This window comes from Streptomyces sp. NPDC043996, assembly GCF_056435225.1.
Genome location: NZ_JBWKEY010000002.1, coordinates 80,813 through 96,008, shown reverse-complemented (window position 1 = coordinate 96,008; position 15,196 = coordinate 80,813). Strand labels below are relative to the sequence as shown.

Genomic DNA, 15,196 nt, shown 5'->3' with positions numbered 1-15,196 from the left:
GTGGCTCACGGCTCCGGGCTCACGGCGCCGAGTTCACGACGCCGGGCTCACGGCGCCGAGTTCACGGCGCCGAGTTCACAGCTCCGGGCTCACGGCTCCGTGAGCCACTCCCTCAGCTCTTCCTTGAGCGACCGCTGGAACGCCGTCACCAGCGCCTGCACCACCAGCGGCTGCATATGGGCCGAGAGCGACCGCATCGCCGCCACGTGCGCGGGGCCCGCCTCGCGCTCCTTGCTCGGCCCCCACACCTCGTCGCGGAAGAGCCGCGACAGCTCGTGCGCGGCCGAGCGCGCGTGCTCCAGGAGCGCCGTGCGGGCGGCCAGGATCGTCTCGTGCGGGATCGGCACGTCCAGCAGCCGCACCCCCAGGCGCAGCAGCCCCGGATCCACCCGGCAGCGCCGCGCCCCGGGCTCGTACGCGATGATCCCCATCGCCGCGAGGCGCTCCAGGTCCGCCGCGGCGAGCGCCCGGCCCGCGCGCCGCTCAAGCTCCGCCAGGTCCAGGTCCTCCGTCGTGTCCGGCGCCCACGAGGCCACCACCGCGCGGTGGATGGCCAGGTCGTGCGGGCTCAGGTCCGGCGGCAGCTGTTCCAGATAGCGCTCGATCGCGGCGAGCGTCATGCCCTGGTGCTGCAACTCCTCGATGAGGGCGAGACGCGAGAGGTGCGCGGGGCCGTAGTGGCCCACGCGCCGGGGGCCGATCACGGGCGGCGGCAGCAGACCCTTGGTGCTGTAGAAGCGGATGGTGCGCACCGTGACACCCGCGCGCGCGGCCAGTTCGTCGACGGTGAGCGTCGACGAGCCGTGCGCGTATGTCGACTCCTCCGCGTCCGTGGTCATCGCGGTGCGTCGCCTCCCCCGGTCGTGCGTCAATGCGGTGCAACAGTATTGCTGTACCACCGCCGCTGTGAAAGTCTCCGAAGTCGTCACGCCACGTAGCCGATGAGCGACCGACGGTGCCAGGAGGCGGTTTCATGACCTCGATCCTGCGACTTCCCGGGGAACCCACCGACATCACCTTCCCCGCCCTGCTGCTCCGCAACGCCGAGGACCACCCCGAGCTGCCCGCCCTCTCCTGGCGCGAGGGCGACGGCTGGGCGACGCTCACCTGGAGCGAGGTGCGGCGCGAGGTCATGGCCCTCGCCGCCGGGTACGCCGCGCTCGGCGTCCGCCGCGGCGAGCACGTCCTGATGATGATGGGCAACCGCCCCGAGCACTGGCTGAGCGACCTCGCCCTGGTCCACGCGGGCGCCGTCCCCGTCACCGTCTACGGCACCTCCGCCCCCGGGCAGGTCGCCCACATCGCCCGGCACAGCCGCGCCCGCGTCGCCGTCGTCGAGGGGGCGGCCGAGCTCGACCGCTGGGAACCGCTCCTCGCGGACGGCACGGTCCCCCTGGAGCGGCTCGTCGTCGCCGAGGCACAGGCGGCGGGGGAGCACCTCGCGTACGCGGACCTGCGCGCCAGCGGCGACCGGCCGCACCTGGTCGACGCCGTGGAGAAGACCTGGCGCGAGGTGCGCCCCTCGGACCCGCTGACCGTCGTCTACACCTCGGGCACCACCGGCGACCCCAAGGGCGTACGCCTCACCCACCGCAACGTCCTGCCCAACGGCATCGCCCTGGACGCGGTCGTCGACTTCCCCGGGCACGTCGGCCACCTCTGCTACCTGCCGTTCGCGCACATCGCCGAGCGGATGCTCGGCATCTACCTGCCGCTCCTGCGGGCGTCGCACGTCTCGCTGTGCGCGGACCCCACCCAGGTCGCCGCGACCGCGCGCGAGCTGCGCCCCCAGCAGTTCTTCGGCGTCCCGCGCGTGTGGGAGAAGCTCGCCGCGTCGGTGCGGGCCGCCCTCGCCCGGCTGCCCGAGGAGCGGCGGCGCGTCATCGAGGCGGCGAACGACACCGCGCGGGCGCACGTGGCCTGCCGCGAGCGCGGCGAACCCGTGCCCGCCGCCCTCGACGCCGCCTACCGCGAGGCCAAGGAGAAGGTCCTCGACCCGCTGCTCGCCCTCGCGGGCTTCGACCGGCTGCTGTGGACGTCGAGCGCGGCCGCGCCGATGCCGGTGGACGTGGCCCGGTACTGGGCGGGCTTCGGCCTGGTGATCATGGACGCCTGGGGTCTGACGGAGACCAGCGGCGTGGTCACGGCCAACGGCCCCGCGGCGTTCCGCGTCGGCTCGGTGGGCAAGCCGCTCGCGGGCATGGAGGTACGCGTCGCCGACGACGGCGAGATCCTGGTCCGCGGCCCCTACGTCTGCGAGGGCTATCTGCGGGCCGACGGCGGCGTCGACGACGTCCGCGACGCCGAAGGATGGTTCGCGACCGGAGACGTCGGCAGGCTCGACGAGGACGGCTTCCTGTGGGTCACCGACCGCAAGAAGGAACTCATCGTCACCTCCAACGGCAAGAACGTCGCGCCCGCGCTCGTCGAGAACGCCCTCAAGGAGCACCCGCTCATCGGCCAGGCCCTCGCCCACGGCGACGGCCGCTCCTATCTGGTGGCGCTGCTCGTCCTGGACCCGGAGACCACCCCCGGCTGGCTGGCCGCGCGCGGCATCGAGGGCGACGCGGCCACGAGTCCCGAGGTCAGGCAGGAGATAGAGCGGGCGGTCCAGGCGGCCAACGCGCGCCTCAACCACACCGAGCAGATCAAGCGCCACCACGTGCTCACCGAGGAGTGGGGGCCCGCGACCGGCGAGCTCACGCCGACGCTGAAGCTGCGCCGCCGGGTCGTCACGGAGAAGTACCGGGATCTCATCGAGAGCCTGTACACCGCGTGACCCAGGGGCGTACAGACGCCTCTCACCATGTGAGAAGTAACGCTATGTGACGTACGCCACCGCGTTATAGGCATTGCGTAAGGGAAGGTGTCGGGTCGGTCCGTAGTGCGTCAGGGGTGCCACGGGCCGGAGCACATCCGGACCCCGGAAGCTCTTTCCGGGCACCACAGAGTGGACCTTCCACGTGAGCAACGACGCCGTAGACACGGCCGTGGACGCAGCGCGCGCCGCTGAGTCCCAGGCCCCCGCGGACGCGGGCGACGCCGGTTACAGCAAGGACCTCAAGGCCCGCCACGTCAACATGATCGCCATCGGTGGCGCGATCGGCACCGGCCTCTTCCTCGGAGCGGGTGGCCGTCTCCACTCGGCGGGCCCCGCGCTCGCCGTCGCGTACCTCGTGTGCGGCATCATCGCGTTCTTCGTCGTACGCGCCCTAGGCGAGATGGTCCTGTACCGCCCGTCGTCCGGCTCCTTCGTCAGTTACGCGCGTGAGTTCCTCGGCGAGAAGGGCGCCTACGTCGCCGGCTGGATGTACTTCCTCAACTGGTCGACCACCTGCATCGCCGACATCACGGCGATCGCGCTCTACACGCACTACTGGAGCTTCTTCACCGACATCCCGCAGTGGGTGCTCGCGCTGATCGCCCTCGCGGTCGTGCTCGCGGTGAACCTGATCTCGGTGAAGTACTTCGGCGAGATGGAGTTCTGGTTCGCGATCATCAAGGTCGCCGCGCTCGTGGCGTTCATGTTCGTCGGCATCTTCCTGGTCTCCACCCAGCACGAGGTGGGCGGCGAGACGCCGGGCCTGAACATGATCACCGACCACGGCGGCTTCCTGCCGAACGGCCTGATGCCGGTCGTGATCGTGCTCCAGGGCGTCGTCTTCGCGTACGCGTCCCTCGAACTGGTCGGCGTCGCCGCGGGCGAGACCAAGGACCCGCACAAGGTCGTGCCGCGCGCCGTGAACTCGATCATGTGGCGCGTGGGCCTGTTCTACGTCGGCTCGGTCGTCCTGCTCGCGCTGCTCCTGCCCGGCTCGGTGTACTCGGCCGACGAGAGCCCCTTCGTGACCGTGCTCTCCAAGATCGGCGTCTCGGGCGCGGGCGACGTGATGAACTTCGTCGTCCTCACCGCGGCGATGTCCTCGCTGAACTCCGGCCTGTACTCCACCGGCCGCATCCTGCGCTCGATGGCGATGGCGGGCTCCGCCCCCAAGTTCACCGCCAAGATGAACCGCAACCAGGTCCCCTACGGCGGCATCCTGCTCACCGCGAGCATCGGTGTCCTCGGCGTCGGCCTGAACAGCGTGGTCCCGGAGAAGGCGTTCGAGATCGTCCTGAACGTCGCCTCGCTCGGGATCATCGGCACCTGGATCAGCATCATGGTCTGCCACCTGGCGTTCGTGAGGCGGGCCAAGGAAGGCCTGATCACCCGTCCTTCGTTCCGCCTTCCCGGCAGCGGCGTCACCGAGTACATCACCATCGCGTTCCTCCTCGCCGTGCTCGGCCTGATGTGGAAGGACGCGGAGATCGGCCGCAAGACCCTGTTCCTGATCCCGATCATCGCCGCGGCGCTGGTCGTGGGCTGGTACGCGATCAAGCGCAAGGCGGGCCGCGAGACCGACCGCGAGGCAGCCGAGCTCAGCAAGTAACACCCCCCTTCGACGACAGCGGGCGGCGCCTTCGGGCGCCGCCCGCTGTCGTGCGCTGAGCCGCCGCGCGGGCAGCGGCTCAGTGGTGGTCGTGCAGGGCGTTCGTCGCCGCGATCTTCTTCCAGGACTTCGGCTTGGCCACCGCGTCCTTGGCCGCGGAGCGCGCCAGGCCCGCCTTCTTCGCCGCCGGGGCGGCCGGCTTGCCCGGCGTGTACAGCCAGGTGTCGAAGAGCGCGCCCAGCGGCTTGCCGCTGATCTTCTCGGCGTACGACACGAAGTCCCGCACGCTGGCGTTGCCGTACTGACGCTCCGTCGGCCAGCCCTTCAGGATCTTGAAGAAGGTCTTGTCGCCGACCTTGTTGCGCAGCGCCTGCAGGGCGAGCGCGCCCCGGTCGTAGACGGCGCCGTGGAACTGGTTGTCAGGGCCCGGGTCGCCCGGCTTGACCTGCCAGAACGGGTCCGACGCGGGACGCGAGGCGTAGGTGTAGTCGGCGAGCTCCTGTGCCGTGCCCTCGCCCTCCTTCTCCGACCACAGCCACTGGCTGTAGCGGGCGAAGCCCTCGTTGACCCAGATGTCCTTCCAGTTGTCCACCGAGACGCTGTCGCCGTACCACTGGTGGGCGATCTCGTGCACCACGATCGAGACGTTGGAGCCGTTCGCGAACGCCCGCGGGCCGTAGAAGGGCCGGGTCTGGGTCTCCAGGGCGTAGCTGGCGGGGACGTTCGGGACATAGCCGCCGAGCGCGTTGAAGGGGTACTTGCCGAAGACCTCCTCCAGCCACTCGGCGACCTCGGCGGTGCGCTCGATGCTGGCGCGTGCGGCGCCCGCGTTGTCGCCGAGGTCCTTGCTGTAGGCGTTCAGGACGGGCAGGCCGCTCTCGGTCTTGTCCGTCGTGATGTCGAACTTGCCGACCGCGAGCGTCGCCAGGTACGGCGCCTGCGGCTTGTTGGAGCGCCAGTCGAAGCGGGTCCAGCCCAGGCGCGAGCTCTGCCGCTGGAGCACGCCGTTGGAGATGGCCTGCGTGCCGTCCGGCACCGACACCGACACGTCGAAGGTGGCCTTGTCGCGCGGGTGGTCGTTGGCGGGGAACCACCAGGCGGCCGACTCCGGCTCCTGGGCCGCGACGCCGCCGTCGGGCGTGCGCTGCCACGCCGTGAAGCCGTGGATCTTCACCTCGGAGGGCTTGCCCGCGTACCGCACGACGATCGTGACGGCGCTGCCCTTGGGCAGACCCGCCTTCGGCGTGATCTCCAGCTCCTGCTCGCCCGAGCGCGCGAACGCCGCCTTCTTGCCGTTGACGCGCACCTCGCTGACCTTCAGGCCGAAGTCGAGGTTGAAGCGCGACAGGTCCTGCGTCGTGGTGGCGTTGATCGTCGCCGTGCCCTCGATGAGGTCCGTCTTCGGCTGGTACTTCAGGCGCAGGTCGTAGTGCGAGACGTCATAGCCGCCGTTGCCGGCGTCGGGGTAATAGGAGTCGCCCACGCCGGAGGACCCGGGCGTGAAGTCGGCCGCCGTCGCCGGGATCGCCAGCAGAAGCGAGGCCGCGAGCGCGCCAGGGGCGATGAGTCTGCGGTGCACTTATGTCTCCAAGTGATAGGCGGTGCGGGTGATATAGGCGGTGCGGGTGCTTTGGACGTGGCGGCGCCCCGAAGCCGGGATGCCGCGGCGCCGAACAACTCACGATGCGGTCGACCCTATTGAGCCCTCTCACTCCCGGTCATGTCCATGGCCGCATATGTCACACGATCGCCATTCAGTCGACATGTGTCACTCCGTCCCACGCACCTTTCACCCACCTCAGGGGCCCTCTTTCCGACGGCTGTTGACCCGTGTACCTTCCGCGCCATGCCGATACGCGCGCGCACGCGCTTGCCGATGTGGAGAACGCTTCTGGTGGCGGCCCTCGCCGCCCTGCTGGCCACCCTCCTGTCCCCGGGCGCCGCGCACACCGCGCCGCGCCCCGCCACGGCCGGGCACGCGAAGGGCGACGAGAGCAGACCGGTCTACTCCTACGCGGACGCGATACGGGAGTCCGTGTGGGTGGACACCCGGATCGACGGCGACGCGGACGGCACCACCGACCGCGTCGCCGTCGACATAGTCCGGCCCCGCGAACCCGCCGAGCGGGGGCGGAAGATACCCGTCATCATGGACGCCAGCCCGTACTACGCGTGCTGCGGCCGCGGCAACGAGAGCCAGAAGAAAACGTACGACGAGCAGGGCAACCCGGTGCGGTTCCCGCTCTATTACGACAACTACTTCGTGCCGCGCGGCTACGCCTTCGTCGCCGTCGACCTCGCCGGAACGAGCCGCTCCGCCGGCTGCGTCGACGTCGGCGGCCGCTCCGACGTCACCTCCGCCAAGGCCGTCGTCGACTGGCTGGGCGGCCGCGCCCGCGCGTACACCTCACCCACCGGCGACGCCCGCGCCCGCGCGGGCTGGACCAACGGCCGCACCGGCATGATCGGCAAGAGCTACGACGGCACCATCGCCAACGGCGTCGCCGCGACCGGCGTCGAAGGCCTGGAGACCATCGTCCCGATCGGCGCCATCTCCTCCTGGTACGACTACTACTTCGCCAAGGGCGCCCCCCTGTTCAACAGCGGCCCCGACGGCCTGAAGCGCGGCGTCGAGAGCCCCGAGGCCCGCGCCCGCTGCGGCCACGTGCAGCAGCGCCTGATCGAGGGCGCGCCCCGCAGCGGCGACTGGACCCCGCTGTGGACCGAGCGCGACCACGTGCCCGACGCCAGCCAGGTGCGGGCCAGCGTCTTCGCCGTGCACGGGCTCCAGGACCTGAACGTGCGCATGAAGCACTTCGGGCAGTGGTGGGACGCCCTCGGCGAGGCGGGCGTGACGCGCAAGGTGTGGCTCAGCCAGGCCGGGCACGTCGACCCCTTCGACTTCCGCCGCGCCGACTGGGTGCGCACCCTGCACCGCTGGTTCGACCACGAGCTCCTCGGCTACCGCAACGGCATCGACCGCGAGCCCATGGCCGACATCGAGCGCGCCCCCGACCGCTGGACCACCGACCGCGTCTGGCCGCCGCGCGCCACCCACGCCGTCGCGCTCCGCCCGGCCAAGGGCGCCGTCCCCGGCGTCGGCACCCTCGGCCTCCGGCGCGGCAAGGGCACCGAGACCCTCACCGACGACCGGCGCCTCGGCGAGACCGACTGGGCCGCCACCATCGACACCCCCACCCCCGCCAAGGCGGGCTTCACCACCCAGCCGCTCGCCCGCGACCTGCGCGTGTCCGGCTCCTCGAAGGTCACCGTCACCGTGACGCCCTCGGCCCGCACGGCCCATCTGAGCGCCGTCCTCGCCGACATCGGCCCCGACACCATCCGCGACTACACCGACCGCGGCGAAGGCATCACCACCCTGCCCGAGCGCAGCTGCTGGGGCGCGAGCACCGACGGCGACAGCGCCTGCTACAAGAACACCGAGGCCAAGACCGCCGCCGTCGACTACACCATCTTCAGCCGCGGCTGGGCCGACCTCGGCAACCACGCGGACGACCACCACGGCCGCCCGCTCACCCCGGGCGAGCCCGTCACGATCACCCTCGACCTCGCCGCGAGCGACCACGTCGTGCCCAAGGGCCACCGGCTCGCGCTGATCATCGGGGGCACCGACCGCAACCTCATCACCGCGCCCGCGGACACGCCGACCCTCACCGTCGACCTCACCCGCACAGTCGCTCGGGTCCCGCTCACCGGCGGCGCCACGTCCTTCGCGACCGCACCGGGCGCTACCGTTCCGCGCGAGTCCCGCCTCGACGGCGTGGCCCCCTCGCGTCCGCTCAAGCCCGTACCGGGAGGCCGTACTTCATGACACCCCGCATCCGCGCCCTGGCGCTCGCCGGAGCCTGCGCCGCGCTCGCGGCCCCGCTCGTGGTGGTGCCCACCGCCCAGGCGGCGGGCACCACCCCGCGCACCGGCTTCGAGGCCAGCGGCGGCACCCGCTGGACCAGCCAGCCGGACGAACAGCGCCTCCTCGCCCACCTCGACAAGGCCAGCGACCAGGTCTCGCTCTCCCGCGTCGGCACCACCAAGCAGGACCGCCCGCTCCAGCTCGTCCGCGTCGGCGGCGCCCACACCACCAGCACCGTGCTGCTCGTGTGCAGCCAGCACGGCGACGAGCCCGCGGGCCGCGAGGCCTGCCTGAGCACGGTCCGCGACCTGGCCTACGCCAAGGACAAGGAGACCCGCCGGTTCCTGTCCCGCACCGCCCTGCTCGTCGTGCCCACCGCCAACCCCGACGGCCGCGCCGCCGCCACCCGCGGCAACTCCGACGGCGTCGACATCAACCGCGACCACCTCGCCCTGAAGACCGCAGAGGCCCGCGCCCTGGCCGCCGTCATCCGCGACCGCGAGCCCGACGCCATCTACGACCTGCACGAATACGGCGCCACGCCGAAGTACTACGACAAGGACCTGTTCGACCTGTGGCCGCGCAACCTGAACACGGCCGACGCCGTGCACCAGGAGGCCAAGACGCTGTCGGGGGACTACGTCAGACCCGCCGCCGAGGCCGATGGATACTCCACCGGCACCTACGGCATCTGGACCGACCCCGTCACCGGCGAGCCGGTCAAACAGGTCGCGGGCGACGGCCAGGAGCGCATCCTGCGCAACCTGTCCGGCATCAAGCACGCCGCGGGCCTGCTCATCGAGAGCCGCGTCGACCCCCGCACCGCCGCCGAGAAGAACGACCCGGCGCTCAACAACCGGCGCCGCGTCGCCTCCCAACTCTCCGCCCTCGACGGCCTGTTCTCCTACGCCGACGAGCGCCGCGGGCAGCTGCGGGCGGCCACGAAGGACTCCCGCGTCGCGGGCCTGCGCGACCGGGGCCCGGTCTACCTCGGCGGCGCCGACAACGACCCCGCCGAACCCGCCGAGATCATCGAGGACCCCGCCTGCGGCTACCGGCTCGACCCCGAGCAGTACGCGGACGTCAAGGACGAGCTGGCCCTGCACGGCGTGAGCGTGCGCCACGACGGGCGGGGCGTCCTGGTGCCGCTGCGCCAGTCGGCCCGCGCCCTGGTGCCGCTCCTGCTCGACGCCCGCGCGCCGTACCACCTCGCAACGGGGCGGCCCGACACCGCCTGTTGAACCCTCTGTGGACACATCACCTGTGGTAGGGGGTAGCGGAGAAGAACAACAGACGAACCGTCATGTTGTGACGACTCCGCGAAAGGCGCGCTTGTGACGCAGGAATCCCAGAAGGCGGACGCCGGAGGAGGCCCACCGCACCCGGTGGGCCACTCCGGTGCCCGCACTCCCCAGACCGACCGGGTGGTGTTCGGCGTCACGGCCGTGCTCACCCTCGCCTTCGTGGTGTGGGGCGCCCTCGCCACCGACACCCTCGAAGACGTCTCGTCGAAGATGCTCAAGGGCCTCATCCACAACGGTGGTTGGGCCTTCATGCTGGCGGCGTCCGGCTTCGTGGTCTTCGCCCTGTGGCTCGCCGTCAGCCGGTACGGGAAGATCACGCTCGGCCGCGAGGGCGAGGAGCCCGAGTTCCGCACCGTGTCCTGGGTCGCGATGATGTTCAGCGCGGGCATGGGCATCGGCCTGATGTTCTACGGGGTCAGCGAGCCGCTGGCGCACTTCACCACGCCGCCGCCGGGCACCCACCCCGAGGACCAGGCCGCCGCCATGGAGACCGCCATGGCGACGACGCTCTTCCACTGGACGCTGCACCCGTGGGCGATCTACGCGGTGGTGGGCCTCGCCATCGCCTACAGCACCTTCCGGCGGCGCAGGCGACAGACCATCAGCTCCGTGTTCGTGCCGCTCATCGGCGAGAAGCACGCCCACGGGGCCTGGGGCCGGGTCATCGACATCATCGCCATCTTCGCCACCCTCTTCGGCTCCGCGGCCTCCCTCGGCCTCGGTGCGCTGCAGATCGGCACCGGCTTCACAGAGCTGGACTGGATGGACAAGGCGAGCACCGGCCTGCTCGTCGCCATCATCGCCGTCCTGACGGTCGCCTTCGTGGCGTCCGCCGTCTCCGGCGTCGAGAAGGGCATCCAGTGGCTGTCGAACATCAACATGGTGCTCGCCCTGACCCTGGTCGTCTTCGTCTTCATCGTCGGCCCGACCGTGATCGTCCTTGATTTCCTGCCCACCTCCATCGGCGCCTACCTGGGCGAGCTGCCGCAGCTCATCGGCCGCACCGAGGCCTCCAGCGGCAAGGACGTCTCGGACTGGCTGGGCAGCTGGACGGTCTTCTACTGGGCCTGGTGGATCTCCTGGACGCCGTTCGTCGGCATGTTCATCGCCCGCATCAGCCGGGGCCGCACGATCCGGCAGTTCGTGGGCGGCGTGATCCTCGTGCCCAGCACCGTCAGCCTGATCTGGTTCGCCGTCTTCGGCGGCAGCGCGATGACGGTCAAGGAGCGCGGCGGCCTGGAGGGCGACACCACCGCCGAGGCACAGCTGTTCGGCCTGCTGCACGAGTATCCGATCGCGACCGCCACCAGCCTGCTCGTGATGATCCTCGTCGGCATCTTCTTCGTGTCCGGCGCGGACGCCGCCTCCATCGTCATGGGCACCCTCTCGCAGAAGGGCTCCCTGGAGCCGGGCAGGCTCGTCGTGGTGTTCTGGGGCGTCGTCACCGGAGCCGTCGCCGCGATCATGCTCCTGATCGGCGAGGGCAAGGCCAACGCCCTCACCGGCCTGCAGAACCTGACGATCCTGGTCGCCGCGCCCTTCACCCTCGTGATGATCGGCATGTGCGTGGCCCTGATGAAGGACCTGCGCCACGACCCGCTGATCGTGCGCGGCGAACACGGCACGGACGCCGTCGAACGGGCCGTGATCGCCGGTCACGAGCAGTACGACGGCGACTTCGAGCTCCAGATCAAACCGAGCGAAGGCGGCGACGCCGAGGGCGCCAGCGAGGCGGACTCCGGCGGCGGCCTCCCGCCGCAGCCGGACCCCGCCCGCTGACGCCGCGCCTTCAGGAGGCGGCGGGCTCCTCGTGCGAACGCCCCGCGCGGGCCTAGCCCAGGAGCCGCGCCGCCTCCCGCGCACAGCCCCAGGCCACGGTGATCCCGGCGCCGCCGTGCCCGTAGTTGTGCACCACCGCGCGCCCGCCGTCCCCGCCCTGCCCGCCGCTCACGTGTTCCCGCTCCAGGCGGACGGCGGGGCGCACGGGGCGCAGCCCCACCCGGTGCCCGATCACCCGCGCCCGCGCGATCTCCGGGCGCACCCGCGCGCACCGCGCGACGATCGCCTCGGCCACCGCCGGATCGGGCTCAAGCGACCAGACGCGGTCCTCCGCCGTCCCGCCGAGCACGAGCCCGCCGGGCTGCGGCAGGAAGTACGTCGTCTCCGTCGAGGCGCTGTCAGCGGCCGTGTACCAGGTACGGATCCCCGGGTTCTCCACGACCACGAGCTGCCCCCGCACCGGCCGCACGCTGTCGTCGGGGGCGAGGCCCCGGGCGCCGAGCCCCGAGCAGTTGACCACGCGCGGCGCCCGCGCCAGCGGCTCGGCGAGGCTCGTGACCTCCCTGACCTCCACGGTCCCGCCCGCCGCGAGCAGCCGCTCCCGCAGCCACGCCAGGTGCGCCACCATGTCGATCAGCGGCAGCCGCCCCCACACCCCGTCGCCCGCGCACTCCTCGGCGCGCGCCGCGCGCAGCCCCGGCACCCGCGCCGCCCACGGGCCGAGGGTGTCCAGGCGGGTGTCCGCGTGTACGCCCTCGACCATGCGTACGCCCGTGTGCGGACCTTCCGCCGCCGCCTGCGCGTACACGTCGAGGGACTCCAGGGACCAGGCGCCGACCTGCGCCTCCGGCTCGATGCGGTACGGCCACCAGAGCCCGCCCGCAACGGCCGAGGTCGTCCGCTCCGCGGGCTCGCGCGTCCACACCGCGACCCGGCGGCCGCCCTCCGCGAGCACCACGGCCGTGGTGAGCCCCGCGACGCCGCCCCCGACCACGATCACGTCCACTTCGCCGCCATCCGTCATCCCCGAAACGTAGCGGAACACTTCAAGCCGTGCGCACATCCCGCCGCACGTGGGGATACTCACACCATGTCTGCCGAGTACGCGACCTTCGGCCTGGCCCCGGCGATGCGCGCCGGTGGAGTCCTCGCAGGCGGTGACTACCAAGTGCACCGCGACTTCGTCGACTTCATCGTGAACGGGCGTCCGCTGCTGTTCCAGCTCGCCGACCTCGACGCCGTCTCCCCGCTCGCGTCCGACATCCCCCCTGCCATCTTCACCACCCACGTGCGCAGACTCCTGCTCGAAGCCGACCCGCCGCTCCTGGACGGGCGGTACGTGATCTACGGCTGCCCCGAGTGCGAGGTCCTGGAGTGCGGCGCCGTCACGGCGGTCATCGAGCGCGCCGACGACGACTACGTGTGGCGGGACTTCGCCTGGCAGACGGCCGACCACGCCGATCTGGAGCTGAACGGCTACCACGGCATAGGCCCGTTCCGCTTCCGCGGCGGCGAGTACCGCGAACAGCTCGGCCGCCTGCTCACCGGCGACGACCCGGGAGCCGTGCGGCGCCGGGTGCTCCTGATCGGCGCCCGCGTCGCGCTGCTCGCCAAGCTCGCGGCGGCGCTGCGCACCATCGGCATCGGCGCGGAGATCGCCGCGGACGCGGTCGGCGTACCGGCGGAGGAGCTGCGCACCTACGGCGCCGTGGCGTTCGGCCGGTCCGTGCCGGAGCGGGTGCGCGAGGCGGTCCGGGGCTCGTTCGAGCGGGCCGGGGTCGACGTCGCCTACGTCGACGGGCTCGCGCCGATCGTGCCGCTGCTCGTCGCCCAGATCGAATACGCCCTGGACCGGGGCCCGTCGGCGCGCCGCCGCCTCGCACGCCTCGCGGTCACGGACGGCGCGGCCGTCACGGAGGTCACCTCGCCGTGCCGGGTGCGCCTGACCGCGTACCGCGTGGACCGCCTGCGGCGCACCCGCATACACGAGGTCTTCGACGAGGTCCTTGAACCCGGCGAACACCGCGTCCCCCTCCCCGGCGGCGCGCCCTACGTGGTCGCCCGCACTCCGGACGCGGTCCTGGTCGCGGCGGCCCCGGCCTGATCCGGCCCCGCGGCCGGTGGCCCAGGGCCGCCCCGGCTACGCTCACAGGCGATGAACGCAACCCTCGTCGCCAAAGACCTCGCCGCCGGCCATGGTGACCGCTCGCTCTTCGCGGAGCTCGACCTCGTCGTGGCCCCCGGCGACGTCATCGGCCTCGTCGGCGCGAACGGCGCCGGAAAGTCCACCCTGCTCCGGCTCCTCGCGGGCCTGGACGTGCCGGAGTCAGGACAGATCGGCCTCTCGCCGCCGACCGCGGCGGTGGGGCACCTGCCGCAGGAGCCGGACCGCCGCCCCGGCGAGACGGTCCGCGCCTTCCTGGCCCGCCGCACCGGCGTCGCCGCCGCGCAGGAGGCCATGGACGAGGCGACCGAACGGCTCGTCGAGGGCGCGCCGGGCGCCGACGACGCGTACGCGACGAGCCTGGAGCGCTGGCTCGGCCTCGGCGGCGCCGACCTGGACGAGCGGGCCGAGGAGGTCGCGGAGTCGCTCGGCCTCGGCGTGGACCTGGACCAGCCGATGACGTCGCTGTCCGGCGGCCAGGCCGCCCGCGCGGGCCTGGCCTCGCTGCTCCTGTCCCGCTACGACGTGTTCCTGCTCGACGAGCCCACCAACGACCTGGACCTCGCGGGCCTGGAGCGCCTGGAGGCGTTTGTGCGCGGCCTGCGCGCCGGCACCGTCGTCGTCAGCCACGACCGTGAGTTCCTGTCCCGCACCGTCACCAAGGTCCTCGAACTCGACCTGGCCCAGCAGCGCGTCAACCTCTACGGCGGCGGCTACGAGGCGTATCTGGAGGAGCGCGACGTGGCCCGCCGCCACGCCCGCGACGAGTACGAGGAGTACGCCGACAAGAAGTCCGCGCTCCAGGACCGCGCCCAGACGCAGCGGTCCTGGATGGACAAGGGTGTGAAGAACGCCCGCCGCAAGGCCACCGACAGCGACAAGATCGGCCGCAAGTTCCGCAGCGAGGCCAGCGAGAAGCAGGCCGCGAAGGCCCGCCAGACGCAGCGGATGCTGGAGCGCCTGGAGGTCGTGGAGGAGCCGCGCAAGGAGTGGCAGCTGCGCATGGAGATCGCCGCCGCCCCGCGCTCCGGCGCCGTCGTGGCCACCCTGCGCGACGCCGTGCTTCGGCGCGGCGGCTTCACGCTCGGCCCGGTGAGCCTGCAGCTCGACTGGGCCGACCGCGTCGCGATCACCGGTGCCAACGGCGCGGGCAAGAGCACGCTCCTGGCCGCCCTCCTCGGGCGCGTCCCGGTGGACGAGGGGTACGCGGCGCTCGGCTCGGGCGTCGTCGTCGGCGAGGTCGACCAGGCGCGCGCCCTGTTCCACGGCGAGGAGTCGCTGCTCGACGCCTTCCGCGCGGCTGTCCCCGACACCGACCCCGCCGACGTCCGCACCCTGCTCGCCAAGTTCGGCCTCAAGGCCGAGCACGTGCTGCGCCCGGCGGCGACGCTCTCCCCGGGCGAGCGCACCCGCGCCGCGCTCGCCCTGCTCCAGGGCCGGGGCGTGAACCTGCTGGTCCTCGACGAGCCGACGAACCACCTCGACCTGCCCGCCATCGAACAGCTGGAGTCCGCCCTCGACTCCTACGCGGGCACGCTGCTGCTCGTCACCCACGACCGCCGCATGCTCGACGCCGTACGCGTCGCGCGCCGCTGGGAGGTGGCGGAGGGCAAGGTGACCGAACGGTCACCTTGACCTCCCCTGCGGG

At 72.1% G+C, this 15,196-nt stretch carries 10 protein-coding genes; 7 read left to right on the top strand and 3 right to left on the bottom strand.

All coding sequences use genetic code 11. The features are described 5' to 3' along the window. Positions 1-89 precede the first annotated feature (89 nt). Positions 90-839: a MerR family transcriptional regulator gene (locus AC07A4_RS05100; protein WP_478593156.1), complete on the bottom strand. Its 750-nt coding sequence runs from the start codon at positions 837-839 to the stop codon at positions 90-92. Between the two features lie 134 nt (positions 840-973). Between AC07A4_RS05100 and AC07A4_RS05095 the strand changes: the two genes are divergently transcribed. Both AC07A4_RS05095 and AC07A4_RS05090 read left to right on the top strand, forming a co-directional pair. Further along, on the top strand, positions 974-2,779 hold the full coding sequence (locus AC07A4_RS05095) for an AMP-dependent synthetase/ligase (RefSeq protein ID WP_478593155.1): 1,806 nt from the start codon (positions 974-976) through the stop codon (positions 2,777-2,779). A gap of 184 nt (positions 2,780-2,963) precedes the next feature. Next, the gene (locus AC07A4_RS05090) at positions 2,964-4,430 is read left to right on the top strand and encodes an amino acid permease (RefSeq protein ID WP_478593153.1); all 1,467 of its coding nucleotides are present in this window, start codon (positions 2,964-2,966) and stop codon (positions 4,428-4,430) included. A 79-nt stretch (positions 4,431-4,509) separates the two neighbouring features. Here AC07A4_RS05090 and AC07A4_RS05085 read toward each other — a convergent pair whose 3' ends face one another. Beyond that, positions 4,510-6,009 carry a M1 family metallopeptidase gene (locus tag AC07A4_RS05085; RefSeq protein WP_478593151.1) on the bottom strand — a complete coding sequence of 500 codons (1,500 nt, stop codon included), beginning with the start codon at positions 6,007-6,009 and terminating at the stop codon, positions 4,510-4,512. A gap of 267 nt (positions 6,010-6,276) precedes the next feature. Between AC07A4_RS05085 and AC07A4_RS05080 the strand changes: the two genes are divergently transcribed. The 3 genes from AC07A4_RS05080 (at position 6,277) to AC07A4_RS05070 (ending at position 11,384) form a co-directional block, all read left to right on the top strand. Beyond that, a complete protein-coding gene (locus AC07A4_RS05080; protein WP_478593150.1) occupies positions 6,277-8,262 on the top strand; it encodes a Xaa-Pro dipeptidyl-peptidase in 1,986 nt (661 codons plus the stop codon). Continuing rightward, positions 8,259-9,542 carry a M14 family metallopeptidase gene (locus AC07A4_RS05075; protein WP_478593149.1) on the top strand — a complete coding sequence of 428 codons (1,284 nt, stop codon included), beginning with the start codon at positions 8,259-8,261 and terminating at the stop codon, positions 9,540-9,542. The genes AC07A4_RS05080 and AC07A4_RS05075 overlap by 4 nt, the downstream gene beginning before the upstream one ends. Positions 9,543-9,686: 144 nt before the next feature. Continuing rightward, positions 9,687-11,384, top strand: a complete 1,698-nt coding sequence (locus tag AC07A4_RS05070; RefSeq protein ID WP_478594344.1) for a BCCT family transporter — start codon at positions 9,687-9,689, stop codon at positions 11,382-11,384. A gap of 52 nt (positions 11,385-11,436) precedes the next feature. On the opposite strand, the gene AC07A4_RS05065 is transcribed toward AC07A4_RS05070, so the two are convergent. Next, entirely contained in the window at positions 11,437-12,408 is a 972-nt protein-coding gene (locus AC07A4_RS05065; protein WP_478593146.1) for an FAD-dependent oxidoreductase, read from the bottom strand. A 66-nt stretch (positions 12,409-12,474) separates the two neighbouring features. Here AC07A4_RS05065 and AC07A4_RS05060 point away from each other — a divergent pair, with 66 nt between their 5' ends. Together AC07A4_RS05060 and AC07A4_RS05055 are read left to right on the top strand one after the other, a co-directional pair. After that, the gene (locus AC07A4_RS05060; RefSeq protein ID WP_478593144.1) at positions 12,475-13,488 is read left to right on the top strand and encodes an oxidoreductase; all 1,014 of its coding nucleotides are present in this window, start codon (positions 12,475-12,477) and stop codon (positions 13,486-13,488) included. 51 nt (positions 13,489-13,539) lie between these two features. Further along, positions 13,540-15,183: an ABC-F family ATP-binding cassette domain-containing protein gene (locus AC07A4_RS05055; protein WP_478593141.1), complete on the top strand. Its 1,644-nt coding sequence runs from the start codon at positions 13,540-13,542 to the stop codon at positions 15,181-15,183. Positions 15,184-15,196 lie beyond the last annotated feature (13 nt).